Origin of the sequence: Pseudomonas sp. CNPSo 3701 (assembly GCF_028674975.1) — a bacterium.
In the GTDB taxonomy this organism is placed as follows: Bacteria; Pseudomonadota; Gammaproteobacteria; order Pseudomonadales; family Pseudomonadaceae; genus Aquipseudomonas; species Aquipseudomonas straminea.
Genome location: NZ_JAQZSI010000004.1, coordinates 617,003 through 640,388, shown reverse-complemented (window position 1 = coordinate 640,388; position 23,386 = coordinate 617,003). Strand labels below are relative to the sequence as shown.

Below are 23,386 nucleotides of genomic sequence, written 5' to 3'. Positions count from 1 at the left end.
TCCGATGCCCATGTCACCGTTCAAAGGTCAAACCGGTTTAAAGCGCGTCCTCAACGCCGCAGGTTATTCGCTCGATGGCCTGCGCGCGGCGTTCACTGGCGAGGCAGCCTTCCGCCAGCTGGTGCTGCTCAACGTGATGCTGATCCCCGTTGCGCTGCTGCTCGATGTCAGCCGGGTCGAACGCGCGCTGATGGTCGCGGTGTGTCTCTTGGCGTTGATCGTCGAGCTGCTCAACTCGGCGGTCGAGGCGGCCATCGACCGTATCTCTCTGGACCTGCATCCGCTGTCGAAAACCGCCAAGGACATGGGCAGCGCCGCCCAGCTGGTGGCCCTGACGCTGATCGCCAGCGTGTGGGCGCTTATCCTTCTGGGCTAGCGCACCTCGGGTAGGACGATCTCGTCGCTGCGGCGAATACCAGCGGTCAGCGCCCGGCACATGTCGAGAAATTCGCGCATGGCGGCAGTCTGGTATTTCTGCCGGTGCCAGATGAAATAGAACTGCCGGCGCAGATCCAGATCCGGCGTCTCCACCGGCACCAGGCTGCCGCGGCGAAAGGCATCGCGCAGCGCCAGCCGGGAAATGCAGCTGATGCCTAGGCCGGACTCCACGGCGCGCTTGATCGCCTCGGTGTGTTCCAGCTCGAGACGTACGTTGAGTGCCGCGGAGTGGTGGCGCATGGCTTGGTCGAAGGTCAGACGCGTGCCGGAACCCTGTTCACGCAGAATCCAGTCCTGGCCGCTCAATTCGCGAATACCCACCTGGCCGCGCTGCGCCAGCGGGTGTTGCGGCGCACAGAACACCACCAGTTCGTCCTCGACCCAGCTCTGCACCTCGATGTCGGGGTGACTGCAGTCGCCTTCGATCAGACCCAGATCAATTTCGTAGTGAGCCACCTGTTGCACGATATGCGCGGTGTTCTGTACGTGCAGTTTCACCTGGCTTTCCGGGTGGACCTTCATGAAACCGCCGATCAGCAAGGTGGCCAGGTAATTGCCGATGGTCAGGGTGGCGCCCACGGCCAGTGAACCGAAGCCGGATTTGCCGTTCAGAAGGTCTTCGATTTCCTTCGCCTGATCGAGCAGGGCGACCGCCTGGGGCAACAACTGGCGGCCCAAGGCATTGAGGCTCAGGCGCTTGCCGGCGCGGTCGAACAGCTGGCAGCTCGATTGCCGTTCCAGTTCGGTGATCGAGGTACTGGCGGCCGATTGCGACAGGGCGAGCTGGGAAGCAGCCCGGGACACGCTCTCTTGCTGAGCGACGGCAACGAAGACCTGGAGCTGACGAAGTGTAAATCGCATATCTATATAACCGATAACCCATATCTTGATAATTCATTTAACAGATATTCTGGGCGCGATTAGAATGCCGCGCAATTGCGCTTTAACATCAGCGCCCCGACTTTTCAGGAGCCCCCGTACATGAGCAACATGAACCACGAACGCGTTCTGAGTGTTCACCACTGGAATGACACGCTGTTCAGCTTCAAGTGCACCCGCGACCCGGGCCTGCGCTTCGAGAATGGCCAGTTCGTGATGATCGGCCTACAGCAGGAAAACGGCCGCCCGCTCATGCGCGCTTATTCCATCGCCAGCCCGAACTGGGAAGAGCATCTGGAGTTCTTCAGCATCAAGGTGCCGGACGGCCCGCTGACTTCCCAGCTGCAGCACCTCAAGGAAGGTGACGAAGTCATCATCAGCAAGAAGCCCACCGGCACTCTGGTGCTCGATGACCTCAACCCAGGTAAGCACCTGTACCTGCTCAGCACCGGCACCGGCTTGGCACCCTTCATGAGCGTGATTCAGGACCCGGAAACCTATGAGCGTTTCGAGAAGGTGATCCTGGTTCACGGTGTGCGCTACGTGAACGAAGTGGCGTACCGCGAATTCATCACCGAGCACCTGCCGCAGAACGAATTCTTCGGCGAGGCGCTGAAGGAAAAGCTGATCTATTACCCCACCGTGACCCGCGAGCCGTTCGAGAACCAGGGTCGCCTGACCGACCTGATGCGCAGCGGCAAGCTGTTCGCGGACATCGGCCTGCCGCCGATCAACCCCCAGGATGACCGCGCGATGATCTGCGGCAGCCCGAGCATGCTCGACGAAACCAGCGAAGTGCTCGACAGCTTTGGCCTAAAGATTTCGCCGCGTATGCGCGAACCGGGTGACTACCTGATCGAGCGCGCCTTCGTCGAGAAGTGATCTGTTGAGCAGCTGCGCGTCGGCCCTGCTGCGTTGAAAACTGACTCAAAATGCTCATGTACAAAAGTACACTCCGCTTTTTCGCCAGTTTTCGCCTTGCATGGCTCTAGCTCGCAAGCTCCCTGAGTCACTAGTAGAAAAAACCGGAGTGCCCTTAAGGCTCTCCGGTTTTTTATGCCCAGAGCGCAGGCATAAAAAACGGGAGCCTTGGCTCCCGTTTTTGTTGCAGTCGACGATTATTCGTCCATCTGCGACTGCAGGTAGTTCTGCAGCCCTACCGCCTTGATCAGGCTCAGCTGGGTTTCCAGCCAGTCGATATGTTCTTCCTCGGACTCGAGGATATCTTCGAGCAGTTCACGGCTGGCGTAGTCGCCGACGCTTTCGCAGTAGGCGATGGCTTCTTTCAGGTCGATGTGCGACTTGTGTTCGATCTTCAGGTCGCACTCGAGCATTTCCTGAGTGTTCTCGCCGATCAGGATCTTGCCCAGATCCTGCAGGTTGGGCAGGCCCTCTAGGAACAGAATGCGCTTGATGAGCTTGTCGGCGTGCTTCATCTCGTCGATGGATTCGTGGTACTCGTGCTTGCCCAGCTTGGTCAGGCCCCAGTCTTCGTACATGCGGGCGTGCAAGAAGTACTGGTTGATCGCGACCAGCTCGTTGCCGAGGATCTTGTTCAAATGCTGGATGACCTTCTTGTCGCCTTTCATGTGCATGCCCACCGAAATTGAGTAACCGATGGCGAATTCTGGGCTTGCACAATACGGCTGTCAAACGTAAGTTATTGAAATATAAGTGAAAATAAATATAAATGAGAGTGTTTAAGTTGTGCGTCTTGGCGCTAACTCATTGAATTTCAGGCATAAAAAAACCGGATACAAGATCCGGTTCTTCAAAACAGGGCGATTCAAGCCGCAACAAAATTTCCTGAGTAGGCCATTACGCCCTGGCTTTGCTGCACTTCGCTCAGCGTGTCGCGCACCACTTGCTTGGCCAGGCACGCGCATTTGCCACACTGACTGGCAACGCCCAGCGTTTCACGGACTTCACGGTAGCTGCAGCAACCTTCATAGATTGCTTCGCGGATCTGACCGTCGGTGACACCTTCGCAGAGGCAGACGTACATAGGCTTGGGCCCGTCGCTTGGCTGTGACTGATGGCGAAGGATACTAATGTTAATGAGAATGCGTGTCAAAGATAAACCGACTCTTGATTGGCAGACTTTGGACAGGCGGTACTCTGCGCCGGTAAACGGCCCTGCAAATCGGCTGGGAAGCTGACGCGCAGGCAATAAAAAATCGGCTTGTGGCCGGTTTTTTTTCGGGGGCGGGCAGGGCTCAGCCAATCTGCGTGCAGAGTCCTTCTTCTAGCCCGAGCATGATGTTCAGGTTCTGCACGGCAGCGCCCGAGGCACCTTTTCCCAGGTTGTCGAGCTTGGCCACCAGCAGCGCCTGCTGGCCGTTGGCGGCGCCGAATACCTGCAGTTCGGCGCGGTTGCTGCCGCTCAGGCCGTGGGGCGTGATGAACGGTGCGGTTTCCGCGGCGATCTCGTTGTAGGGCTGCACCTGCACGAACTGCTCGCCCTGATAGTAGGCGGCCAGCGCTTTGTGCAGCTCGGTGCCATTGCTGCCTTGCAGCGGGATCATCACCAACATGCCCTGGTCATAGCTGCCGACCGCCGGCTGGAAAATCGGGCGGGCCTTGAGGCCGCTCCAGTGCTGGATCTCCGGAATGTGCTTGTGATCGAAGCCCAAGCCGTAGGCGGCGTAGACTGGCGCGCCTTCACCTTCATAGCGCTCGACCATCTTGGTGCCGCCGCCGGTGTAGCCGGATACCGCGTTGATGCACAGCTCGCGATCTGCAGTCAGCAGGCCTGCATCTATCAGCGGGCGCAGCAGCAGGATGGCGCCGGTGGCGTAGCAGCCCGGGTTGCTGACGGCGCGCGCCTTGGCGATCGCTTCGCGCTGACCCTTGGCCAGTTCGGCCATGCCGAACACCCAGTCGCTGGCGGTGCGGTGAGCGGAGCTGGCGTCCAGCACGCGGCAGCCAACTTCGCGGGCCTGGACGGCAGTTTCCTTGGCTGCGTCGTCAGGCAGGCACAATACGGTGATGTCGACCGAACGCATCAGCGCGAGCTTGGCGTCCACGTCGCGGCGCTTGTCGTGGTCGATGGTGACCACTTCGATCTGCGGATGATTGGCCAGGCGCTGGCGAATCTGCAGGCCAGTGGTGCCGGCCTGACCATCGATGAAGATCTGATATTTTTTCATGGCATTCACTCGTCGAAGTCTTCCCAGCCGCCCATTTCCTTCCAGCGATTGACGATGCCGCAGAACAGCTCGGCGGTCTTCTCGGTGTCATAGCGGGCGGAGTGGGCTTCACGGCCATCGAACTCGATGCCGGCGGCCTGGCAGGCCTTGGCCAGGACGGTCTGGCCGTAGGCGAGGCCGGCGAGGCTCGCGGTGTCGAAGCTGGAGAAGGGGTGGAAGGGGTTGCGCTTGAGGTCGCAGCGGGCGACCGCAGCGTTCAGAAAACCCAGGTCGAAGCTGCTGTTATGGCCCACCAGAATGGCGCGCTTGCAGCCGTTGGCCTTGAGGGATTTGCGCAGGCCACGGAAGATTTCCGTTAGCGCATGCTCTTCGCTGACCGCCATGCGCAGCGGATGGTCGAGCTTGATGCCGGTGAAATCCAGCGCCGCCTGTTCGATATTGGCGCCCTCGAACGGCTCGATCCGGAAGAAGTAGGTGTGGTCCGGGTACAGGAAGCCACCTTCATCCATGCCGACTGTGGTGGCGGCAATTTCCAGCAGGGCGTCGGTGGCGCTATTGAAACCGCCGGTCTCGACATCCACGACCACCGGCAGGTAGCCACGAAAGCGCGCGGCCATTGGGTGGCGTGCGCCGCTGCTGGTCGGCAGGTCCTGTTCGTCGTCGTACAGTTCTTCAGTCATTGACCGGCCTCCAGCAGGCGCCAGCGCAGGGTTTCGCCGGCGCGCAGCGGAATCACCGTCTGCTCGCCGAACGGCAGGCTGGCCGGCGCGACCCAGGGTTCACGCACCAGTGTGATGGTGTCGGTGTTGCGCGGCAAGCTGTAGAAGTCCGGGCCGAAGTGGCTGGCAAAACCTTCCAGTTTGTCCAGCGCACCACGCTCCTCGAACGCCTCGGCGTACAGCTCGATGGCTGCATAGGCGGTGTAGCAGCCGGCACAACCGCAGGCGTTTTCCTTGGCGTGCTTGGCGTGGGGCGCCGAGTCGGTGCCCAGGAAGAATTTCGGGCTGCCGCTGGTGGCCGCATCCAGCAGCGCCTGCTGGTGGGTGTTGCGCTTGAGGATCGGCAGGCAATAGAAGTGCGGGCGAATGCCGCCGACCAGCATGTGGTTGCGGTTGTACAGCAGGTGCTGGGCGGTGATGGTGGCGCCGACGTTGGCCGGTGCCTCTTTTACGAATTGCGCGGCATCGGCGGTGGTGATGTGCTCGAACACCACCTTGAGTGTCGGGAAACGCTCGACGACGCGGCACAGGTGTTCGTCGATAAAGGCCTTCTCACGGTCGAACACGTCGATTTCCGAGCGTGTCACCTCACCGTGCACCAGCAGCGGCAGACCGGTTTCGGCCAGGGCCTCGAGGGCACCGCTGATGTTGTCCAGGCTGGTGACGCCGGAGTCGGAATTGGTGGTAGCGCCCGCCGGGTACATCTTCGCCGCATACACGTAACCGCTGGCTTTGGCAGCGCGGATATCGTCGCCGGTGGTGCGGTCGGTGAGGTAAAGCACCATCAGCGGCTCGAACTGGCTGCCGGCTGGCCGTGCGGCGAGAATGCGCTGGCGATACTCACCTGCTTCGGCGGCGTTGCGCACCGGTGGCACCAGGTTGGGCATGATGATCGCGCGAGCGAAGGTTCGGGCCACATCGGCAACGGTGTGCGGCAGTACAGCGCCGTCGCGCAGGTGAATGTGCCAGTCGTCAGGACGCAGCAGGGTGATGCGGTCGGTCATTGAGGCTTCCAGGCGGGGCGAAAACATGCCCGGAATGCTACCGGAAAAGGGCGGCGGGGGCACGCCGCAGATAGGTGGGCAGCGCACTCAAGTTTTCCCGCCGGCCACCGATACCCAGACAGTACCTAGTGTTTTCCCGGAGCTCGCTGTGCGACAGCCTCTTTCCCTCATCATCGGCTTGCTCGTCAGCGCCGGCATACACTTGCCGGCCAACGCGATCAGCTTCCAGACGCGCCTGGAAAAGGTCGAGTGGCAGGTGGCTGGCGACAAGTTCGAGTGCCGCCTTAGCCAGCCAATCACCGATTTCGGTGCTGGAGAATTCGTGCGGCGCGCTGGCGAGCAGGCCACCTTCCGCCTGCAGGTTCGCGAGCGCTGGCTGGGCAGCGGCTCGGCCACCTTGCTGGCGGCCGCGGCGCCGTGGCAGCCGGGGCGCGGCGACATCAATCTGGGCGCAGTCAGCGTGGTCAGTGGCGAGGTGCCGTTCAACAGCAGCCAGGAACAGGCCGGGCGCCTGCTCACCGGCCTGCTGGAGGGGCGCAGCCCGCTGGTACGCCATCGCACTTCCATGGGCGGAGAGAGCCTGGAAGTGCGGCTGTTGCCGGTGCGTTTTCGCAAGGCCTACGAGGATTACCTCAACTGCACGACCAAGCTGCTGCCGGTCAATTTCGACCAGGTGCGCCAGTCCAACATCGGTTTTCCAGGCGGTGGCACCGAACTCGATGCCATGGCCAAGGCCAAGCTTGAGATCATTCTCGATTTCATGAAGGCCGACCCCACGGTCAACCGCATCGAGCTGGACGGGCATTCCGACAACAGCGGCAATCGCCTGACCAACCGCGACTTGTCGCGCCGCCGTGCCCTTGCGGTGATGGATTACCTGAAGGCCCAGGGCGTGCCAGACGAACGCATCATCATGCGTTTTCATGGCGAGCGTTATCCGCTGGTGCCCAACAACAGTCCTGCCAACCGTGACAAGAACCGCCGGGTGTCCGTGCGTCTGGACAGGGTGCCGGAAGCGCCGGTGCAGCCGACCGAGCAGGCCACACCCGCAGCGCCGGCGGTGCCGGCAACCCCGGCTTCCACCTCCTGAGTCTGTCGCTTCGACGCCATCGCCTGTCGCGCCCCTGTAAATCGGCGGCCATGGGCAGTAGAATCACGGGCTTTCGAACAACCCCGTGGAGTGGATGGCATGGCGGACGTCAAAAAGGTAGTTCTGGCCTATTCCGGTGGCCTGGACACCTCGGTGATCCTCAAGTGGCTGCAAGATACCTATAACTGTGAAGTGGTGACCTTCACCGCCGATCTCGGCCAGGGCGAAGAGGTCGAGCCGGCCCGCGCCAAGGCCCAGGCCATGGGCGTCAAGGAAATCTACATCGACGATCTGCGCGAAGAGTTCGTGCGTGATTTCGTTTACCCGATGTTCCGCGCCAACACCATCTACGAAGGCGAGTACCTGCTGGGTACCTCCATCGCCCGTCCGCTGATCGCCAAGCGCCTGATCGAAATCGCCAACGAGACCGGCGCCGACGCCATCTCCCACGGCGCCACCGGCAAGGGCAACGACCAGGTGCGTTTCGAACTGGGTGCCTATGCGCTCAAGCCTGGCGTGAAAGTCATCGCCCCATGGCGCGAGTGGGATCTGCTGTCGCGCGAGAAGCTGATGGACTACGCCGAGAAGCACGCCATCCCGATCGAGCGTCACGGCAAGAAGAAGTCGCCGTACTCCATGGATGCCAACCTGCTGCACATCTCCTACGAAGGCGGCGTGCTGGAAGACACCTGGACCGAGCACGAAGAAGACATGTGGCGTTGGACCAAGTCGCCGGAAGCGGCGCCGGATACCCCGACCTACATCGAGCTGACCTACAAGGCCGGTGACATCGTCGCCATCGACGGCAAGGAACTGAGCCCGGCCACCGTGCTGGCCGAACTGAACCGCATCGGCGGTGAGAACGGCATCGGCCGGCTGGACATCGTCGAGAACCGTTTCGTCGGCATGAAGTCCCGTGGCTGCTACGAAACCCCGGGCGGTACCATCATGCTCAAAGCTCATCGTGCCATCGAGTCGATCACTCTGGACCGTGAAGTCGCTCACCTCAAAGACGAGCTGATGCCCAAGTACGCCAGCCTGATCTACAACGGTTTCTGGTGGAGCCCGGAGCGTCTGATGCTGCAACAGATGATCGACGCATCCCAGGCCAGCGTGAACGGTGTGGTTCGCCTGAAGCTGTACAAGGGCAACGTCATCGTTGTCGGCCGCAAGTCCGACGATTCGCTGTTCGATGCCAACATCGCCACCTTCGAAGAAGACGGCGGCGCCTACAACCAGGCCGACGCGGCGGGCTTCATCAAGCTCAACGCCCTGCGCCTGCGCATCGCCGCCGGCAAGGATCGCAAGCTGCTGTAAGCGCTGGCATCCCGCTCACCGCGCCGCCCCGCCTTCGCCGGGGCGGCGCTGGGCGATTCACGACTCTGTTTCCATCACCCGCACCTCTTTCACCGCTCTGGCTCTACGGCCGGCAGGGGCGATGGGCTGTGGGCGTGATGATTTGGCGCGGGAATGCCCGCCAGGCGTTCTGGCGGGTGAGGGGAGATCGTCAGGCTTTGCGAGTCAATGGTTGCTGGTCGAACGCAACGCCGGCCAAGCCGTTCTTCATCAGGGCGCGGATGTTGCCATGGTCACTGCCTTCGGGCGTGGCCAACACGCTGCGGTAGTGCTCGCCAAAGCTCTGCAGGGCCTCCAGGTCGGTCAGACCCTCGAGCAGGGCCAGGCCCAGGGTTTTGCAAGAGCCTTCGTTCTGGCCGGCTGCGTTGCTCACTTCGCCGTTGCGAAAGGCGCTGGGCTGGTAGTCGTAGTGCTCGGCGATGAAGGCCAGGGTTTCGGCGAAGGCGAAATGCTCGGCGCCCAGGCGGGCGCGGAAGTCGTTCAGGTGGCTCATGCGGATCCTTTCGGGTTCTTGGCGTTGAAGGCAGCCTGCTGCTCGAGGCTGGCTTCGGTCTGGTACTTGGCTTTCCACTCGGCGTAGGGCATGCCGTAGACCTCTTCGCGGGCCTGATCCGGAGTGATAGAGACTTCCAGATCGTCAGCCGCGGCCTTGTACCACTTGGACAGGCAGTTGCGGCAGAAACCGGCCAGGTTCATCAGGTCGATGTTCTGCACATCCGGGCGTTCACGCAGGTGCTGTACCAGGCGGCGAAAGGCAGCAGCTTCCAGTTCGAGGCGTTGTTGGTCGTTCATGGCGATGCTCTCTCCGGGAGGGATGGCGGCGATGATAGAAGCCGGCAGGCCGCTCGGCAACCGGGCGGCCGATGGCTCAGCGGTGCCCGGCGAGGGTGATCGATACCGACTCGGCGAAGCGCAGCGCGTGGGGCTTGTCGACCTCCACTTCCGCGTAGCGTACGGCCTCGTGGGTCATCACCAGGTCGAGAATCTCCTGGGTCAGTCGCTCCAACAGGGCGAAGCGGTTGCCTTCCACGTGGGCGATTATGGCCTTGGTGATGGTGCGGTAGTTGAGCGCATGCTCGATGTCGTTATCACGCACCGCGTCGACGGCAGGGTAGAGGATGGTCAGGTTGATCAACACGTCCTGCTTGTTGTTGATCTCCTCTTCCTTGATGCCGATGAAGGTGCGCAGGCGCAGGTCCTTGACGCGGATGCGCGCCATGCCGGGTTCGAGTCTGGGCATGTTTACTTGCTCCGTCCGATCAGTTGCAGGAATTCGTGACGGGTATTGTAGGACTCGCGGAAGGCGCCGAGCATCACCGAGGTGCTCATCACCGAGTTCTGCTTCTCCACGCCGCGCATCATCATGCACATGTGCTGGGCTTCGATCACCACGGCCACGCCGGCGGCCTGGGTGACCTGTTCGATGGCGGTGGCGATCTGCCGGGTGAGGTTTTCCTGGATCTGCAGGCGGCGTGCGTACATGTCGACGATACGCGCGATCTTCGACAGGCCGAGCACCTTGCCGGTGGGGATGTAAGCCACGTGCGCCTTGCCGATAAAAGGCAGCAGGTGGTGCTCGCACAGCGAATAGAGTTCTATGTCCTTGACGATCACCATCTCATCGCTTTCCGAGCTGAACAGCGCGCCGTTGACGACTTCCTCCAGGCTCTTCTCGTAGCCGTTGCACAGGTACTGCATGGCCTTGGCGGCGCGCTTGGGCGTGTCGAGCAGGCCTTCGCGCTCGGGATTCTCGCCGAGGCCAACGAGGATTTCACGGTAATGGTTGGGCAGTAATGGGTTCATCGTCAGGTCCTCAAAGCGGCTCATTTGAGATGGCGGCCGCCGTTCACGGTCAGGGTGGTGCCAGTGATGTAGGGGTTGTCCAGCAAGTAGCGCAGGCTCTGGTAGATCACCTGGGGGCCGGGTTCGAAACCCAGGGCGGATTTGCTCAGGGCCTTGGCGCGGTATTGGGCGTCGTCTTCTTCGTTGAACATCAACAACGCCGGGGCGATGCCGTTGACTTTGATGTCGGGCGCGAAGCGGGCCGCGAACGACAGGGTTAGGCTGTCCAAGCCTGCCTTGCTGGCGCAGTAGGCCGGGCGGTTGCTCGAACCCTTGCGCACCACGTCATCGCTGATGTGGATGATGTCTGCCTGCTCGCTGCGCTGCAGCAACTCGGCGCAGTGCAGGTTGATCAGGTAGGGCGCCAGCATGTGCACGGTGAACAGCTGCGTGAAGGCCGAGGCCTCCTCGTCGGGCGCCTCGGCGAACCAGGCCGAGGCGTTGTGCACGATGGCGCGCAGGCTATCGGTATGTGTTTTGAGTTCGCCAATGAAGGCCAGGATGCTGGCTTCGTCGCGAAAGTCTGCTTGCAGGGTCAGCGCACCGCGCTCGCGTAGGCGGAGCAGAGCAGGTCTTTCGCTGCGAAAGGTGAGGATCACCTGATGGCCGTCGTCGAGCAGGCGTTCGGCGCAATGCAGACCGACGCGCTGGCTGGCACCGGTGATCAGAATCGGGGCGTTGCTGGCGCTCATAGAAGTCGACCGCAGGTGAACGAAGGAGGCGCCGCAATGCATGCCGGCTAATCAGGTTGTACAACGTTATAGCAGCCGTACAACCTGTACAACCCTTCGACTTCTACGGGAAAGTGAAATGCCGTCACCGTAAGGCGCCGGCGTACTGATTCAGCTGTTTGTCGAAGGGCTCGCGCGGCGCGGCATTGCTGCACTGCGGGTACCTTGCAGCCAGGGGGCGAGCATGCGGGTGACCAGCGGAATGAACAGGTAGGTCATCAGCGGCGTCAGCGCCAGGGTGCTTAGCAATATGCGGGTGACCAGTGGCACATCGGCCAGCAGACCGCCAAACAGCAGGTTGAAACATAGCGAAACCGGAAAGAACGCCAGCCAGATGGCGATGGTCTGCTTCCAGCGCGGCGGCTGGCGCACGCCGCTACCGAACCAGGCATCCAGACCCAGGGCACGATGTTCGTGGGGTTGGGCGAACAGGCCCTTGCCGCGCTCCAGCCAGGTCCGGCGCGAAGCGGAGTGCTCCCAGGTGGCCATGGTGTGCTCGTCGGTGAAGCGGAAGATCATCTGGAATTCGTCGTCGCCAGGCGGCGGGGCGAGTACGCCCGAACCCAGATAACCGGGAAAGTCGGTAGCCAGTTGTTCGCCTTCGCGCAGCCAGGCGATGAAATCGTGATAGCGCTCGCCAGCGACGCGGCGCGCCACCATGAGGGTGACCGGTTCGGTAGACATCGTGTATCTCCTGCTGAGCACATGACCAGGGTAGGGCCAGGCGATAGACGCGGTTCGGGGTGTTGAGCCGCGTCGTGATTGCAGCAAGGATTATTCCTATTTCCGGCCAATTAGCTAGAGGCCTTTGCGGGCAAACTGAAAAATATGGCCAGGTGCCTGCATTTACAGGGACGAGAGGCAATTTGCCGTTCGTCGGCCAAAGCGGCATTCGCCAGTCAGCTACCCGCGATTCACTTCAACTTTGCACCGGCTTGGGCAGTCTGGATTCGTTAGGGAGCACAGCAGCCGGGAGTTCTTATCGTCTGTACAGGGCCTGTACAAGTAACGTCAATGGCGGCCCGAGCTGGAGTAGACTTGTGAATTCTGACCTCAGCAACGGTTTTTTCTATGTCCGATCTGGTTGGTTCCGCACCTTTCAACGTCAATGCCTTTAAGGAAGAGGACCTGTTCCCGATCCGCGAGGTGTCGCGCTTGACTGGCGTGAACCCGGTGACGCTGCGCGCCTGGGAGCGGCGCTACGGCCTCATTCAGCCGGTTCGCACCGACAGTGGCCACAGGCTTTATTCCCCGGCAGACGTGGAAATGGTGCGCAGCGTACTGGCGTGGATCGAGCGCGGCGTGCCGGTTAGCAAGGTTGGGCGCATCCTGGCGCGCAATGAAACCACTCAGGCCAGCGTCACGCCGACCTACGAATCGGCCACCTCGGGTGAGTGGGCGCAGTGGCAAACGCGGCTGCTGGCGGCTGTGCAGGCATTCGACGAGGCCGAGCTTGATCGGGTCTACGGCCAGGTGTTTTCCAGCTATCCGCAAGCAGTGACCTTTCAAGACATCATCATGCCGCTCTGGCAGCGTTTGCTGCTGCGTTACGGGCGGCCAGGCTACGGCAGCGAGTGGCTGTTCTTCGACACCTACCTGCGCACCCGGGTGTTGCAGCGCCTGCACAACCTGCGGGACGAGCCAGGCCGTCGCCTGTTGCTGGTGGCGTTGCCGGGGCGCTGCCGCGAGCTGGAGTTGCTGGTGACCGGGCTGTTGCTCAATCCGGCCGACGCCGCGGTGCATGTACTTGGCATTGGGCAAGCGCTGGAAGAGCTGCCGCAGGTATGCGACAAGATGCAACCGGTGGCGGTGGTGGTGTTTTCCAATCAAGCGCCGGCCGCCGACACCGCGCAACAGCTGGAGCGCCTGTCGATGAGCCTGGAATGCCCGCTGGCCATTGTAGGCGAGGGTGCCGATCTCTTGGAGGATACCTTCCGCGGCTCGGCCATCGCTTGCCTGGGAAGCGACGGGCGACTGATCAGACGCCGTCTGCGGCAGTTTCTGACGGGGCGGCTGGATACCTGAGTTGCCTCTTATAGGCTGTGCGCTTCGGGGTAGAGCTTGCGGTGCTGCTGGTACAGGTGCGCCTGCAGGCGCTCGCTGCTGTCTTCGTCGAGCGCCAGTTCGTAGGCCAGCATACCCTCGTCGGTAATGCGCACCAGGCTGCCCTGCAGGATCACCGGCTCGATATCCTCGATATCCAAACCCAGGCTGAAGCGCTCCGGCGGCGAGGCCTTGGCGGTTTGCGCCACCAGCAGGCCGCTCAGTGAAAGTTCATGAATCTCCAGGCTGCTCGGCTGGCCATCACGGCGCAGTAACGGCTGCGGCGGGTCCAGTGGCAGGCGCCAGGCGCGGTTGAAGGAACCTTCCTCGAAAATCTGCGGCACGCCCAGCTCCAGATGCGGTGTGTTATGGGCATCGGTGACCAGGTGCGGCTTGAAGGTCAGGCGTTGATTGTCGATGTGCGCTTCGATGGTCAATTGCTCCTTGGCAGCACAACTGGCCAGCAGCTCAGCGGTCTGACGTGCAGCATCGACCTGCAGAACCGGTTCTGGCTCGGCGGGTGTGGGGGCGCTTTCCGTAAGCTGTTGAATGAATTCCATTTCGAGCGGGGTTAACAGCGACGAGTCTTGCATGACTGCTTCTACGCAAGGGAGTGGGGCTCCCTTGTGACAACTCGCAACCCCTTTAGTTACCGCTACCGAGCGTTTTTAAGCGTTGCCAGTTCGGCGCGCACCTGCACCAGCTCGGCTTCGAGGTCTTTGACCCGCTGCTGATTGGCGACGTGTTCGCTGACGTCCTTCTGGATGCCGATGTAGTAGGTCAGCTGATCGGCTTCGTTGAAGACCGGGGTGATCGACAGCTCGTTCCAGAAGGTGCTGCCGTCCTTGCGGTAATTGCGAATCACCTCGCGGCAGGGCTGGCGGCTGTGGATGGCCTTGCGGATCAGCTCTAGAGCGGGTTGATCACGCTCCTCGCCCTGCAGGAATCGGCAGTCCTGATAGAGGATCTCTTCGCCGCCGTAGCCGGTCAGTGCTTCGAAGGCTGGGTTTGCGTAGATGAGAATGTGGTCATCGCCTTCCTGTTCCGCGACCACGATGCCGTCGTTTGAAGCCTCGACCACCCGTTGCAGCAAGTTGGCATTGATCATCACAAGCGCCCCCGTCGATTTTTGCCAGTCTATCAGAGGTACTCCTAATGCCGCTTCGCTGTGCACGGCAGCGCCGCGTGATACGGCATAATGGCGCGCAGTTCTAATCGATGGAGTTTTCATGAAAGTCGCGATTCTTTCCGGCTCGGTTTACGGTACTGCTGAAGAAGTGGCCCGGCATGCCGAGTCGCTGCTCAAAAAGGCCGGTATCCAAGCCTGGCACAACCCGCGCGCTACCCTGGATGAGGTCAAGGCCTTCGCCCCTGAAGCCTTTCTGGTGGTGACGTCGACTACCGGCATGGGTGAGCTGCCGGATAACCTGCAACCGCTTTATCACCATATCCGCGATCAGCTGCCGGCCTGGAGTGGTCTGCCAGGCGGGGTGATCGCCCTGGGCGACTCCAGCTATGGCGATACCTATTGCGCAGGCGGCGAACAGGCCCGCGAACTGTATGGCGAACTGGGCGTGCGCGAAGTGCTGCCGATGCTGCGTATCGATGCCAGCGAAAGCGTCACGCCGGAGCAGGATGCGGAGCCGTGGATCAACGAATTTGTCGGGATGTTGCAGGAAAACGACCGTTTATCCTGATTTACGAACGTTGTCGAACCACGGCCAGTCGGGTGTAGGGAGCGTTCGCTTTCATTGAAGAAAGCGGATGAGCTTGCACACCAACTGGATGAAAGGTGACGACAATGAACAAGATGAAGATTCCTGCCCTCGTACTTAGCGGCCTGCTAGCCGGTGCCGTTCTGCCTGCCGTTGCGGATTCCAGCGCGCCGGCCCCGGGCACCACTACGCCGCAGCCGTCGACCACACCGGGTGCCCCGCCTACCGATAACGGCATGATGACCCCGGGCACTCCTGCGCCTGGTACCGATGGCACCAGCACCACCCCGGGCACCGGAACGGGGACCGGCAATGGCACGGGCGCTGGTTCCGATCCGATGCCTGGCGGCACCGGTACCAATGGTGGCGGCACCGGCGGTTCGGGCACTGGGACAGGTACCGGCACCGGCGGCGGCATGGGTGGCGGCACCGGTGGTAGCGGTGGTGCAGGTGGCACTGGCGGCGGCGCCAGCCAGTAAGCGCTGACCGGGCGTGGGTGTTTCTGCCTCCGCGGTTGGGAGCACCCGCCCACTTGGCGAAGTTAGCGCTTGGCCTTGATACCGTATTTGCGTAGCCGCGTCGCAATGGCGCTATGTGACGTCTGCAGGCGCGTTGCCAACTGCCTCGTCGAGGGATGACTGACGTAGAGCCTTTCCAGCAACTCCTTCTCGAAACTCCACACAGCTGCTTCCAGGCTGGTCACCTCACCTCCTGAATGCTGGGCGACTGCCGTACCGGCGATGTCGAGATCATCGATCTGTACAAGATTGCTCTCGCAAATCGCTGCCGCTCGGAAGATCACATTCTGCAACTGCCGCACATTGCCCGGCCAGCGATTGCCGAGAAGTGCGGGGTAAGTGTCGGGCGTAAGCCGGCACTGGGTACGCTGGATCTGTGCGCAGGCTTGCTGCATGAAGTGCCGGGCAAGCAGCACGATATCCTGACCGCGCTCACGCAATGGCGGCACCTGCAGGTTCAGCACGTTGAGGCGGTAGAACAGATCCTCACGGAAATCGCCTTCGGCGACCATGCGTTCGAGGTCGCGGTGGGTGGCGCTGATGATGCGCACGTTGACGCGCTCTTCGCGGTCGCCACCGACCCGGCGAAAGGTACCGTCGCTGAGAAAACGCAGCAGCTTGGCTTGCAGATACGGCGACATCTCGCCGATCTCATCGAGAAATACCGTGCCGTGATTGGCCAGCTCCAGCAGCCCGGGCTTGCCGCCACGCTGGGCGCCAGTGAAGGCGCCGGGGGCGTAACCGAACAGCTCGCTCTCGGCGAGGCTTTCCGGTAATGCCGCACAGTTGAGTGCCAGAAATGGCGCGGCATGGCGCGGGCTCAGGGCATGGCAAGCGCGGGCCACCAGCTCCTTACCTGTGCCGGTTTCGCCGTGAATCAGCAGGGGCGCGTCCAGTGTCGCGACCCGTTGGGCGCGGGCCTTCAGCGTTCGAATGGGCTGTGAGTCGCCGAGCAGCGAGTCGAACCCTTCGGCATGGTCATGGTGCAGTGCCGCCAGGCGCGCACCAATGCGGCTGGGCTCATAAAGAGTGAGCAGCGCGCCGGCCAGTTGGCCGGCTTCGGCGGTTTCGCGGATGGGCGTGGCGTCGAGCAGCAGCGCCTGGCCGTTGAGCGTTACCTCACGCAGCGGAAGGCGGAACTGCTGGTCGAGCAGCGCCTGCTGTAGATCGGCCTCAGCAAACAGCTCGCCCAGGGCTTCACCTTCCGGCTCGCGGCCACACAACGCGTTGAAGGCTGGGTTGGCCAGCAGCACGCGACCGCCGCCGTCAACAGCCAGCACCGGGTCACTCATGGCGGCCAGCAGCGCATCGAGCTGCAGGCGACGACGTTGACCAGGCAGGATGTCGACGATGGTCACCGCCTGCACACCGCGCACCTTGAACAGGGCGTCGCGCAGCTCCTCGAGCACCGCCGCACTGAGCGTTGGCGCGTCGATATAGACGTTGGGCGGCACCATCTCAACGGCATCAAGGTTCAGGTTGCGTCCGCCCAGCAGGGCGAGCACTTCCTGGGTGATGCCAACGCGGTCGATGAAGGTGACGTGAATGCGCATGGTGGCCAAGGTAAAGGAGGAGGGTGGGGCAGTATGCCCGGTCTGCTGAACAAGGTTAACCGATACCAATTGTTAACCTGAGCGTAACGATAAGACGCCGGGCTTGATTGATGGGTGGGAATTGCGCTCCTACTGTGTCGCCACGACAGCGGAACTCGTGGAGTCTTCAATGACAACAACAATATCCCCACCGCCGCAGTGGTCGCGTCGTCGCGCTGAAAAAGCCCGGCGACTCGATCAGGTGCGCAACCTCGCCGATGGCGTGGTGTTGCCCAGCGACAAGATCGTCGCGGCGCTCGAAGCGTTGATCGCCCCCGGCGATCGCGTGGTGCTCGAAGGCAATAACCAGAAGCAGGCGGACTTCCTCTCCCGCTCGCTGGCCCAGGCCGACCCCGGCCGCCTGCACGACCTGCACATGATCATGCCCAGCGTCAGCCGCGCCGAGCACCTTGACCTGTTTGAGCGCGGCATCGCCCGCAAGCTCGACTTCTCCTTCGCCGGGCCGCAGAGCCTGCGCATTGGCCAACTACTCGAAGACGGGCAGATGGAAGTCGGCGCCATCCACACCTATATCGAACTCTATTCGCGCCTGCTGGTGGACCTGATCCCCAACGTCGCGCTGGTCGCCGGCTTCCAGGCCGACCGCCACGGTAACATCTACACCGGCCCGAGCACCGAGGACACCCCGGCGCTGGTCGAGCCCACGACGTTCAGCGACGGCATCGTGATCTTCCAGGTCAACGAGATCGTCGACGAGCTGCCGCGGGTCGACATCCCTGCTTCCTGGGTCGACTTCGTGGTGGTGGCCGACAAGCCGTTCTACATCGAGCCGCTGTTTACCCGCGACCCACGCCATATCAAGCCGGTGCATGTGCTGATGGCGATGATGGCGATTCGCGGCATCTACGAAAAACACAACGTGCAGTCGCTCAACCACGGCATCGGCTTCAACACCGCTGCCATCGAGCTGATCCTGCCGACCTACGGCGAATCACTGGGGCTGAAGGGCAAGATCTGCCGTAACTGGACGCTCAACCCGCACCCGACGCTGATTCCGGCCATTGAGACCGGCTGGGTGGAAAGCGTGCACTGTTTCGGCACCGAACTGGGCATGGAAGGCTATATCGCCCAGCGCCCGGACGTGTTCTTCACCGGCCGCGACGGCTCGATGCGCTCCAACCGCATGATGTGCCAGTTGGCTGGGCAATACGCGGTCGACCTGTTTATCGGTGCCACGCTGCAAGTGGACGGCGATGGCCACTCTTCGACCGTGACCCGTGGGCGCCTGGCCGGTTTCGGCGGCGCGCCGAACATGGGCCATGACCCGCGCGGGCGCCGCCACAGCACACCGGCCTGGCTGGACATGGCGACGCCAGGTGGCGAAGGCCCGGTGACTCTGCTCGAACGCGGCAAGAAGCTGGTGGTGCAGATGGTCGAGACCTTCCAAGAGGGCGGCAAACCCACCTTCGTCGAACGTCTGGATGCCGTCGACGTAGCGAAGAAGGCCGGCATGCCGCTGGCGCCGATCATGATCTACGGCGACGACGTCACCCATCTGCTCACCGAGGAAGGCATCGCCTACCTGTACAAGGCGCGCACCCTGGAAGAGCGTCAGGCGATGATCGCCGCGGTCGCGGGTGTCACCGCCATCGGCCTGCGGCATAACCCGAAAGACACCGCGCGCATGCGCCGCGAAGGGTTGATCGCCCTGCCCGAAGACCTCGGCATCCGCCGCACCGATGCCAGCCGCGAACTGCTCGCGGCCAAGAGCATCGCCGAGCTGGTCGAGTGGTCGGGCGGCCTGTACAACCCGCCCGCCAAATTCAGGAGCTGGTGATGAATGCACTGAATGCAATTCAGCAACAGCTCTCTTTAGGCGATTGGCTGGCGGACCTGGCGGTCGACGCGCTGATCGACGAGGCCGACCTGTCGCCCAAGCCGGGCCTGGTCGACCGCCGTGGTAGCGGCGCGCATACCGATTTGCACCTGGGCCTGATGCACGCTTCGGCGCTGGCCCTGTGGCCCAGCTTCAAGGCCATGGCCGAGGCCGCGCAGCAGCGCGGCGAGATCGGCCAGGCACTGCGTGAAGACGTCGGCCGCATCGGTCGCGAAGGTGAACTGGAGATGCTGCGTGTCACCGGTGGCATCAACACCCATCGTGGCGCGATCTGGGCGCTGGGTCTGCTCAGCAGCGCCGCCGCACTGGACGTCAGCGCGCTGGCGCCGGCCCAGGTCGCCCTGCGCGCCGCACGCCTAGCCATGCTCAACGACCGCGCCGCGCCCGTCACTGGCGACAGCCATGGTGCCCAGGTCTGCCGTCTGTACGGCGTGCATGGTGCCCGCGAGGAGGCGCAGCTGGGCTTCCCGGCAGTCATCCAGCAGGCGCTGCCGCAACTGGCGCGCAGCCGGGCCGCCGGGGCCGGGGAGCAGAACGCCCGCCTCGATGCGTTGCTGGCGATCATGACCCAGTTGGCCGACACCTGCGTGCTCTACCGCGCCGGCATGGCCGGGCTGACCCGCATGCAGAGCGGCGCCCGCGCGGTGCTAGCCGCCGGCGGCTGCGCCAGCCTCGACGGTCGCCGCCTGCTGCGTGATCTGGAGCGCGACATGCTGCACCTGCGCGCCTCGCCTGGCGGCGCTGCCGATCTGCTCGCTGCCACCCTGTTCCTCGACCGCCTGCAGCATGGCCTGCCGGCGCAGCTTGGGAGTCTGTGAAATGGAAACCTTGTCTTTTCAATTCCCCGCTGGGCAACCGGCCCAGGGTCGCGCGCTGGTGGGTTGCGTTGGCTCCGGCGACCTGGAAGTGCTGCTCGAACCCGGCCAGGCCGGCACCCTGGCGATCCAGGTGGTGACCTCGGTCAACGGCAGTGCGCCGCGCTGGCAGCTTTTGTTCGAGCGCATGTTCCGCGAGCAGCAGCTGCCCGCGCTGAACATCGCCATTCATGATTTCGGCGCCACGCCGGGCGTGGTGCGCCTGCGTCTGGAACAGGGCCTGGAGGAACTGAACCATGGCTGAGCAGAATATCCAGCGCCTGCTGGCGCAGCGCAGCTTTACCGAACTGGGTGCCCGCGAGCGCGCTCGCGCATTGCTCGATGGCGGCAGCTTCCGCGAGCTGCTCGACCCCTTTGCTCGGCTGATGTCGCCCTGGCTGCCCAAGCAGGGCATCGTGCCCCAGGCCGATGACGGCGTGGTGGTGGCCAAGGGATTGATCGATGGCCAGCCTGCGGTGGTGATCGCCATCGAGGGTGCCTTCCAGGGCGGCAGCCTGGGTGAAGTGGGTGGCGCGAAGATTGCCGGTGCTCTGGAGCTGGCCGCCGAAGATAACCGCAACGGCACGCCGACTCTCGCCGTGCTGCTGCTGGAAACGGGTGGCGTGCGTTTGCAGGAAGCCAACCTGGGCCTGGCTGCCATTGCCGAGATCCAGGCGGCCATCGTCGAGCTGCGCCAGTATCAGCCGGTGATCGGCTTGGCGGCCGGCCCGGTCGGCTGCTTCGGCGGCATGTCCATCGCCGCCGGGTTGTGCAGCTATCTGCTGGTGACACGTGAGGCGCGCCTGGGCCTCAACGGCCCGCAGGTGATCGAACAGGAAGCCGGGCTGGACGAATACGACTCGCGCGACCGTCCGTTCATCTGGAGCCTGACCGGTGGCGAGCAGCGTCACGCCAGCGGTCTGGTGGATGGCTATGTAGCCGATGACGTCGAGGCCATTCGCAGCGAGCTGCACGGGCTGTTCGCCAAGGGCAAGCCGACCCAGGAGCGCAGCCGTCGTCACGCCTGGTTCCTGCAGCGTCTGCGCGCCGTCGACACCACCGTCCAGGCCGATGCCGCTGCCGTGCGCAACGCCTACCAGGGAGCATGAACATGAGCACAGTCCAAGAACAACGCGGCCTGCACTGGTTCCAGGCCCTGACCGGCGATGCCCAGCCGCAACAGGGTTTACCAGCCTCGCTGCGCGTAGCCGATGGCGAACTGGCCGGTCAGGCGGTGCGCTATCTGGCGGTGATCGCCGATGCCAACAATCCATTCCCCCGTGCCCGCAACGGTGAGGTCGGTTTGCTCGAAGGCTGGGGCCTGGCCCAGGCCGTGGATGAAGCCATCGAGGCGGATCGCGACCAGGCGCACAAGCGTGCGCTGGTCGCCATCGTCGATGTGCCGAGCCAGGCCTACGGGCGCCGCGAGGAAGCCTATGGCATCCATCAGGCTCTGGCCGGCGCGGTGGACGCCTATGCCCGTGCCCGCCTGGCCGGCCATGCGGTGATCGGTCTGCTGGTCGGCAAGGCCATGTCCGGCGCCTTCTTGGCCCACGGTTACCAGGCCAACCGGCTGATCGCCATGCGCGACGCCGGGGTGATGGTGCACGCCATGGGCAAGGCCGCCGCCGCGCGCATCACCCTGCGCAGCGTCGACGAGCTGGAGGCGCTGGCCGCCACAGTGCCGCCGATGGCCTATGACCTGGATAACTATGCCTCGCTCGGCTTGCTGTCGGAGGTGCTAGATGTGGAGCAGGCCGCGCAGCCGACTGCTGCTGACCTTGCAGGTGTGAAGGATGCACTGGGCCGCGCCCTGGCAGATATCGCCGAGACACCGCGTGATCTGCGAGGCCGCCTGGGCGCCGCTAATCGTGCGGCTTCCTCCAAGGTGCGCGAGGCGCTGCGCGCGCAGTGGTGACAGGTAGGGTGGGTGAACCCCGCCAATGCTGAATAACGCGAAATGGTGGGTTGCACCCACTCTACGGAGAGACAGCGATGCACCCGACACCCCGTCCACATGATCTGCTCTGGGGCCTGCGCCACGAGCAGCTGCCGCAGGAGGCGCCGGCCTGGGCTCGTGCCGCCCTGGGCGGGCATATGCCGGTGGTGGTGCGCCGTGCGCCGGCCAAGTCCGGCTGGGTCGCGGTGGGTATTCGTGGCGCCGCGCGTGAACAGCGCTATGCCACCTGGATGCGCCTGAGCGAGATCAGCCGTCTGGTCACCCCACAGGCAGTCGCCCGCGCCGGGCGCTGGCGCAACCATGCGCAGTCGCATTGGCCGCCTCTGCGTGCCCTGGGTGAGCTGGCGCCACGTCTGGATGCCTTGGGCCTGGCTTGGGGCGTGACCGGCAGCCTGGGTTTCGAGTTGGCCAGCGGCATCGCCGCCGCGCATCCGGACAGCGATCTCGATCTGTCGCTGTGCGCGCCGTATCACCTGCCACGCGAGTGGGCGCTCACTCTTTGCCGCTTGCTGGACGAGGCGCCGGGGCGTATCGACCTGCAACTGGAAACCCCATACGGCGCCGTAGCGCTGCGCGAGTGGGCCGGCGAGGCGCCACGCGTCTTGCTGAAAACCCAGCTCCGCCCGCTGCTGGTCAGCGATCCGTGGCAGCGCCAACAGGTGGCGGCGTGAGCACGCTCTGGGCCTTCCCCGGCCAGGGCGCGCAGCAGCCCGGCATGTTGCTTGCCTTGCCTGAGGCGCCAGTGGTGCAGGCCTATATCGAGCAGGCCAGTGCCGCCCTGAGTGAAGATGTGCGCCTGCTGGATTCGGCCGAGGCGCTGCAAGACACCCGCGCCGTGCAGCTGTGCCTGCTGATCGCTGGCGTCGCCGCCGCGCGCCTGCTGAGTGAGCGCGGGCATCGCCCGGACTATGTGGCAGGCCTGTCCATCGGCGGCTATGCCGCTGCCGTAGTGGCCGGTGCGCTGGATTTCGCCGATGCCGTACGCCTGGTCGCCCTGCGCGGCGAGCTGATGCAGCGCGCCTATCCCGACGGCTACGGCATGACCGCCATCCTCGGCCTCGATCAGGCCAGCATCGAACGCCTGCTGGCCGACGCCGAAGGTCCGGTGTACCTGGCCAACATCAATGCCGAAACCCAACTGGTGATCGCCGGTAGCGATACCGCCATGGCGAAGGTCGCCGAACGTGCTCGTGCGCTCGGTGCTGGCGCGGCAAAACGCCTGGCCATGAGTGTGCCGTCGCACTGCGAGCTGCTCGATGCACCGGCTCGCGAGTTGGCTGCCGCCTTCGCCAAGGTCGAGCTGCGCGCGCCACAAGTGCGCTACCTGAGCGGCAGCTCGGCGCGCCTGATTCGTGATCCCGAAACCCTGCGTGACGACCTGGCTTACAACATGAGCCGCGTCGTCGACTGGCAGGCCACGCTCGTCACCGCCTATGAACGCGGCGTGCGCTTACACCTGGAACTGCCTCCAGGCAGCGTGCTGACTGGTCTTGCTCGTCGTGTCTTCGAACCTGGCCAGGCCATCGCCTTTACCGGCGCACGTCTGGATACACTCGACGCCATGTTGCGTCAGGAGGTGAGCCGCGACCGCTGAGCCGTAAGCGTTTACCGAAGCACAAAAACAACAACTTCGAACGT

29 protein-coding genes are annotated in these 23,386 nt (G+C 63.3%); 14 read left to right on the top strand and 15 right to left on the bottom strand.

All coding sequences use genetic code 11. The features are described from left to right. The first annotated feature begins 4 nt into the window (after positions 1 to 4). On the top strand, positions 5 to 376 hold the full coding sequence (locus PVA39_RS15350; RefSeq protein ID WP_274124769.1) for a diacylglycerol kinase: 372 nt from the start codon (positions 5 to 7) through the stop codon (positions 374 to 376). Here PVA39_RS15350 and PVA39_RS15345 read toward each other — a convergent pair. Beyond that, on the bottom strand, positions 373 to 1,299 hold the full coding sequence (locus PVA39_RS15345; protein WP_274124768.1) for a LysR family transcriptional regulator: 927 nt from the start codon (positions 1,297 to 1,299) through the stop codon (positions 373 to 375). The genes PVA39_RS15350 and PVA39_RS15345 overlap by 4 nt on opposite strands. A gap of 120 nt (positions 1,300 to 1,419) precedes the next feature. On the opposite strand from PVA39_RS15345, the gene fpr reads away from it, so the two are divergent. Beyond that, positions 1,420 to 2,199 (top strand): ferredoxin-NADP reductase, encoded by a 780-nt coding sequence (gene fpr, locus PVA39_RS15340; protein ID WP_013790442.1) that lies wholly within the window; start codon positions 1,420 to 1,422, stop codon positions 2,197 to 2,199. A 236-nt stretch (positions 2,200 to 2,435) separates the two neighbouring features. On the opposite strand, the gene bfr is transcribed toward fpr, so the two are convergent. The 5 genes from bfr to pyrC all read right to left on the bottom strand — a co-directional run bounded on the left by bfr (position 2,436) and on the right by pyrC (position 6,189). Further along, positions 2,436 to 2,906 (bottom strand): bacterioferritin, encoded by a 471-nt coding sequence (gene bfr, locus PVA39_RS15335; protein WP_274124767.1) that lies wholly within the window; start codon positions 2,904 to 2,906, stop codon positions 2,436 to 2,438. Between the two features lie 197 nt (positions 2,907 to 3,103). Continuing rightward, positions 3,104 to 3,322 carry a bacterioferritin-associated ferredoxin gene (locus tag PVA39_RS15330; RefSeq protein WP_013790444.1) on the bottom strand — a complete coding sequence of 73 codons (219 nt, stop codon included), beginning with the start codon at positions 3,320 to 3,322 and terminating at the stop codon, positions 3,104 to 3,106. Positions 3,323 to 3,533: 211 nt separating this feature from the next. Continuing rightward, positions 3,534 to 4,466 carry an N-acetyl-gamma-glutamyl-phosphate reductase gene (argC, locus tag PVA39_RS15325; protein WP_274124766.1) on the bottom strand — a complete coding sequence of 311 codons (933 nt, stop codon included), beginning with the start codon at positions 4,464 to 4,466 and terminating at the stop codon, positions 3,534 to 3,536. A gap of 5 nt (positions 4,467 to 4,471) precedes the next feature. Continuing rightward, on the bottom strand, positions 4,472 to 5,146 hold the full coding sequence (rnt, locus tag PVA39_RS15320) for a ribonuclease T (RefSeq protein WP_274124765.1): 675 nt from the start codon (positions 5,144 to 5,146) through the stop codon (positions 4,472 to 4,474). Further along, complete coding sequence (gene pyrC, locus PVA39_RS15315) at positions 5,143 to 6,189, bottom strand: dihydroorotase (RefSeq protein ID WP_274124764.1); 1,047 nt, start codon at positions 6,187 to 6,189, stop codon at positions 5,143 to 5,145. The genes rnt and pyrC overlap by 4 nt, the downstream gene beginning before the upstream one ends. Before the next feature lie 148 nt (positions 6,190 to 6,337). On the opposite strand from pyrC, the gene PVA39_RS15310 reads away from it, so the two are divergent. Both PVA39_RS15310 and PVA39_RS15305 read left to right on the top strand, forming a co-directional pair. Continuing rightward, entirely contained in the window at positions 6,338 to 7,279 is a 942-nt protein-coding gene (locus PVA39_RS15310) for a flagellar protein MotY (protein WP_274124763.1), read from the top strand. A 99-nt stretch (positions 7,280 to 7,378) separates the two neighbouring features. Beyond that, the gene (locus PVA39_RS15305) at positions 7,379 to 8,596 is read left to right on the top strand and encodes an argininosuccinate synthase (protein WP_013790449.1); all 1,218 of its coding nucleotides are present in this window, start codon (positions 7,379 to 7,381) and stop codon (positions 8,594 to 8,596) included. Positions 8,597 to 8,786: 190 nt separating this feature from the next. On the opposite strand, the gene PVA39_RS15300 is transcribed toward PVA39_RS15305, so the two are convergent. From PVA39_RS15300 to PVA39_RS15275, 6 genes are all read right to left on the bottom strand, one after another. Then, positions 8,787 to 9,128, bottom strand: a complete 342-nt coding sequence (locus tag PVA39_RS15300; RefSeq protein ID WP_274124762.1) for a HopJ type III effector protein — start codon at positions 9,126 to 9,128, stop codon at positions 8,787 to 8,789. Then, entirely contained in the window at positions 9,125 to 9,427 is a 303-nt protein-coding gene (locus PVA39_RS15295; RefSeq protein WP_274124761.1) for a DUF1244 domain-containing protein, read from the bottom strand. The genes PVA39_RS15300 and PVA39_RS15295 overlap by 4 nt, the downstream gene beginning before the upstream one ends. A 76-nt stretch (positions 9,428 to 9,503) precedes the next feature. Next, positions 9,504 to 9,875: a dihydroneopterin triphosphate 2'-epimerase gene (gene folX / locus PVA39_RS15290; RefSeq protein WP_070885581.1), complete on the bottom strand. Its 372-nt coding sequence runs from the start codon at positions 9,873 to 9,875 to the stop codon at positions 9,504 to 9,506. 2 nt (positions 9,876 to 9,877) lie between these two features. Further along, entirely contained in the window at positions 9,878 to 10,438 is a 561-nt protein-coding gene (folE, locus tag PVA39_RS15285; protein WP_093507400.1) for a GTP cyclohydrolase I FolE, read from the bottom strand. A 20-nt stretch (positions 10,439 to 10,458) separates the two neighbouring features. After that, positions 10,459 to 11,169 carry a dihydromonapterin reductase gene (gene folM, locus PVA39_RS15280; protein ID WP_274124760.1) on the bottom strand — a complete coding sequence of 237 codons (711 nt, stop codon included), beginning with the start codon at positions 11,167 to 11,169 and terminating at the stop codon, positions 10,459 to 10,461. 150 nt (positions 11,170 to 11,319) lie between these two features. Then, the gene (locus tag PVA39_RS15275) at positions 11,320 to 11,892 is read right to left on the bottom strand and encodes an antibiotic biosynthesis monooxygenase (RefSeq protein ID WP_147177182.1); all 573 of its coding nucleotides are present in this window, start codon (positions 11,890 to 11,892) and stop codon (positions 11,320 to 11,322) included. 387 nt (positions 11,893 to 12,279) lie between these two features. Between PVA39_RS15275 and PVA39_RS15270 the strand changes: the two genes are divergently transcribed. Next, positions 12,280 to 13,233 carry a MerR family transcriptional regulator gene (locus tag PVA39_RS15270; protein ID WP_274124759.1) on the top strand — a complete coding sequence of 318 codons (954 nt, stop codon included), beginning with the start codon at positions 12,280 to 12,282 and terminating at the stop codon, positions 13,231 to 13,233. Between the two features lie 8 nt (positions 13,234 to 13,241). On the opposite strand, the gene PVA39_RS15265 is transcribed toward PVA39_RS15270, so the two are convergent. Both PVA39_RS15265 and PVA39_RS15260 read right to left on the bottom strand, forming a co-directional pair. Next, positions 13,242 to 13,844: a hypothetical protein gene (locus PVA39_RS15265; protein WP_093507392.1), complete on the bottom strand. Its 603-nt coding sequence runs from the start codon at positions 13,842 to 13,844 to the stop codon at positions 13,242 to 13,244. A 62-nt stretch (positions 13,845 to 13,906) separates the two neighbouring features. Continuing rightward, on the bottom strand, positions 13,907 to 14,359 hold the full coding sequence (locus tag PVA39_RS15260) for a PAS domain-containing protein (protein WP_274124758.1): 453 nt from the start codon (positions 14,357 to 14,359) through the stop codon (positions 13,907 to 13,909). A 121-nt stretch (positions 14,360 to 14,480) separates the two neighbouring features. Here PVA39_RS15260 and PVA39_RS15255 point away from each other — a divergent pair, with 121 nt between their 5' ends. Together PVA39_RS15255 and PVA39_RS15250 are read left to right on the top strand one after the other, a co-directional pair. Next, on the top strand, positions 14,481 to 14,948 hold the full coding sequence (locus PVA39_RS15255; protein WP_274124757.1) for a flavodoxin: 468 nt from the start codon (positions 14,481 to 14,483) through the stop codon (positions 14,946 to 14,948). A gap of 104 nt (positions 14,949 to 15,052) precedes the next feature. Next, positions 15,053 to 15,445 (top strand): hypothetical protein, encoded by a 393-nt coding sequence (locus tag PVA39_RS15250; RefSeq protein WP_093507386.1) that lies wholly within the window; start codon positions 15,053 to 15,055, stop codon positions 15,443 to 15,445. A 62-nt stretch (positions 15,446 to 15,507) separates the two neighbouring features. On the opposite strand, the gene PVA39_RS15245 is transcribed toward PVA39_RS15250, so the two are convergent. Beyond that, positions 15,508 to 17,037, bottom strand: coding sequence for a sigma-54-dependent transcriptional regulator (locus tag PVA39_RS15245; RefSeq protein WP_274124756.1), 1,530 nt, complete (start codon positions 17,035 to 17,037; stop codon positions 15,508 to 15,510). Positions 17,038 to 17,206: 169 nt separating this feature from the next. On the opposite strand from PVA39_RS15245, the gene mdcA reads away from it, so the two are divergent. The 7 genes from mdcA to mdcH all read left to right on the top strand — a co-directional run bounded on the left by mdcA (position 17,207) and on the right by mdcH (position 23,342). Next, positions 17,207 to 18,874 carry a malonate decarboxylase subunit alpha gene (mdcA, locus tag PVA39_RS15240; protein ID WP_274124755.1) on the top strand — a complete coding sequence of 556 codons (1,668 nt, stop codon included), beginning with the start codon at positions 17,207 to 17,209 and terminating at the stop codon, positions 18,872 to 18,874. Then, entirely contained in the window at positions 18,874 to 19,752 is an 879-nt protein-coding gene (locus PVA39_RS15235) for a triphosphoribosyl-dephospho-CoA synthase (protein ID WP_274124754.1), read from the top strand. The genes mdcA and PVA39_RS15235 overlap by 1 nt, the downstream gene beginning before the upstream one ends. Before the next feature lies 1 nt (position 19,753). After that, a complete protein-coding gene (locus PVA39_RS15230; RefSeq protein ID WP_017676482.1) occupies positions 19,754 to 20,053 on the top strand; it encodes a malonate decarboxylase subunit delta in 300 nt (99 codons plus the stop codon). Further along, positions 20,046 to 20,897: a biotin-independent malonate decarboxylase subunit beta gene (locus PVA39_RS15225; RefSeq protein WP_274124753.1), complete on the top strand. Its 852-nt coding sequence runs from the start codon at positions 20,046 to 20,048 to the stop codon at positions 20,895 to 20,897. Before PVA39_RS15230 ends, PVA39_RS15225 begins: the two co-directional genes overlap by 8 nt. Positions 20,898 to 20,899: 2 nt before the next feature. Further along, positions 20,900 to 21,706, top strand: a complete 807-nt coding sequence (gene mdcE, locus PVA39_RS15220) for a biotin-independent malonate decarboxylase subunit gamma (protein ID WP_274124752.1) — start codon at positions 20,900 to 20,902, stop codon at positions 21,704 to 21,706. 77 nt (positions 21,707 to 21,783) lie between these two features. Continuing rightward, positions 21,784 to 22,419, top strand: coding sequence for a malonate decarboxylase holo-ACP synthase (locus PVA39_RS15215; protein ID WP_274124751.1), 636 nt, complete (start codon positions 21,784 to 21,786; stop codon positions 22,417 to 22,419). Next, positions 22,416 to 23,342, top strand: coding sequence for a malonate decarboxylase subunit epsilon (gene mdcH / locus PVA39_RS15210; RefSeq protein WP_274124750.1), 927 nt, complete (start codon positions 22,416 to 22,418; stop codon positions 23,340 to 23,342). The genes PVA39_RS15215 and mdcH overlap by 4 nt, the downstream gene beginning before the upstream one ends. Positions 23,343 to 23,386 lie beyond the last annotated feature (44 nt).

Coding starts and splice junctions, on each gene's coding strand:
- PVA39_RS15350 (WP_274124769.1), top strand. CDS start 5: ATGCCCATGTCACCGTTCAAAGGTCAAACCGGTTTAAAGCGCGTCCTC.
- PVA39_RS15345 (WP_274124768.1), bottom strand. CDS start 1,299: ATGCGATTTACACTTCGTCAGCTCCAGGTCTTCGTTGCCGTCGCTCAG.
- fpr (WP_013790442.1), top strand. CDS start 1,420: ATGAGCAACATGAACCACGAACGCGTTCTGAGTGTTCACCACTGGAAT.
- bfr (WP_274124767.1), bottom strand. CDS start 2,906: ATGAAAGGCGACAAGAAGGTCATCCAGCATTTGAACAAGATCCTCGGC.
- PVA39_RS15330 (WP_013790444.1), bottom strand. CDS start 3,322: ATGTACGTCTGCCTCTGCGAAGGTGTCACCGACGGTCAGATCCGCGAA.
- argC (WP_274124766.1), bottom strand. CDS start 4,466: ATGAAAAAATATCAGATCTTCATCGATGGTCAGGCCGGCACCACTGGC.
- rnt (WP_274124765.1), bottom strand. CDS start 5,146: ATGACTGAAGAACTGTACGACGACGAACAGGACCTGCCGACCAGCAGC.
- pyrC (WP_274124764.1), bottom strand. CDS start 6,189: ATGACCGACCGCATCACCCTGCTGCGTCCTGACGACTGGCACATTCAC.
- PVA39_RS15305 (WP_013790449.1), top strand. CDS start 7,379: ATGGCGGACGTCAAAAAGGTAGTTCTGGCCTATTCCGGTGGCCTGGAC.
- PVA39_RS15300 (WP_274124762.1), bottom strand. CDS start 9,128: ATGAGCCACCTGAACGACTTCCGCGCCCGCCTGGGCGCCGAGCATTTC.
- PVA39_RS15295 (WP_274124761.1), bottom strand. CDS start 9,427: ATGAACGACCAACAACGCCTCGAACTGGAAGCTGCTGCCTTTCGCCGC.
- folX (WP_070885581.1), bottom strand. CDS start 9,875: ATGCCCAGACTCGAACCCGGCATGGCGCGCATCCGCGTCAAGGACCTG.
- folE (WP_093507400.1), bottom strand. CDS start 10,438: ATGAACCCATTACTGCCCAACCATTACCGTGAAATCCTCGTTGGCCTC.
- folM (WP_274124760.1), bottom strand. CDS start 11,169: ATGAGCGCCAGCAACGCCCCGATTCTGATCACCGGTGCCAGCCAGCGC.
- PVA39_RS15275 (WP_147177182.1), bottom strand. CDS start 11,892: ATGTCTACCGAACCGGTCACCCTCATGGTGGCGCGCCGCGTCGCTGGC.
- PVA39_RS15270 (WP_274124759.1), top strand. CDS start 12,280: ATGTCCGATCTGGTTGGTTCCGCACCTTTCAACGTCAATGCCTTTAAG.
- PVA39_RS15265 (WP_093507392.1), bottom strand. CDS start 13,844: ATGCAAGACTCGTCGCTGTTAACCCCGCTCGAAATGGAATTCATTCAA.
- PVA39_RS15260 (WP_274124758.1), bottom strand. CDS start 14,359: ATGATCAATGCCAACTTGCTGCAACGGGTGGTCGAGGCTTCAAACGAC.
- PVA39_RS15255 (WP_274124757.1), top strand. CDS start 14,481: ATGAAAGTCGCGATTCTTTCCGGCTCGGTTTACGGTACTGCTGAAGAA.
- PVA39_RS15250 (WP_093507386.1), top strand. CDS start 15,053: ATGAACAAGATGAAGATTCCTGCCCTCGTACTTAGCGGCCTGCTAGCC.
- PVA39_RS15245 (WP_274124756.1), bottom strand. CDS start 17,037: ATGCGCATTCACGTCACCTTCATCGACCGCGTTGGCATCACCCAGGAA.
- mdcA (WP_274124755.1), top strand. CDS start 17,207: ATGACAACAACAATATCCCCACCGCCGCAGTGGTCGCGTCGTCGCGCT.
- PVA39_RS15235 (WP_274124754.1), top strand. CDS start 18,874: ATGAATGCACTGAATGCAATTCAGCAACAGCTCTCTTTAGGCGATTGG.
- PVA39_RS15230 (WP_017676482.1), top strand. CDS start 19,754: ATGGAAACCTTGTCTTTTCAATTCCCCGCTGGGCAACCGGCCCAGGGT.
- PVA39_RS15225 (WP_274124753.1), top strand. CDS start 20,046: ATGGCTGAGCAGAATATCCAGCGCCTGCTGGCGCAGCGCAGCTTTACC.
- mdcE (WP_274124752.1), top strand. CDS start 20,900: ATGAGCACAGTCCAAGAACAACGCGGCCTGCACTGGTTCCAGGCCCTG.
- PVA39_RS15215 (WP_274124751.1), top strand. CDS start 21,784: ATGCACCCGACACCCCGTCCACATGATCTGCTCTGGGGCCTGCGCCAC.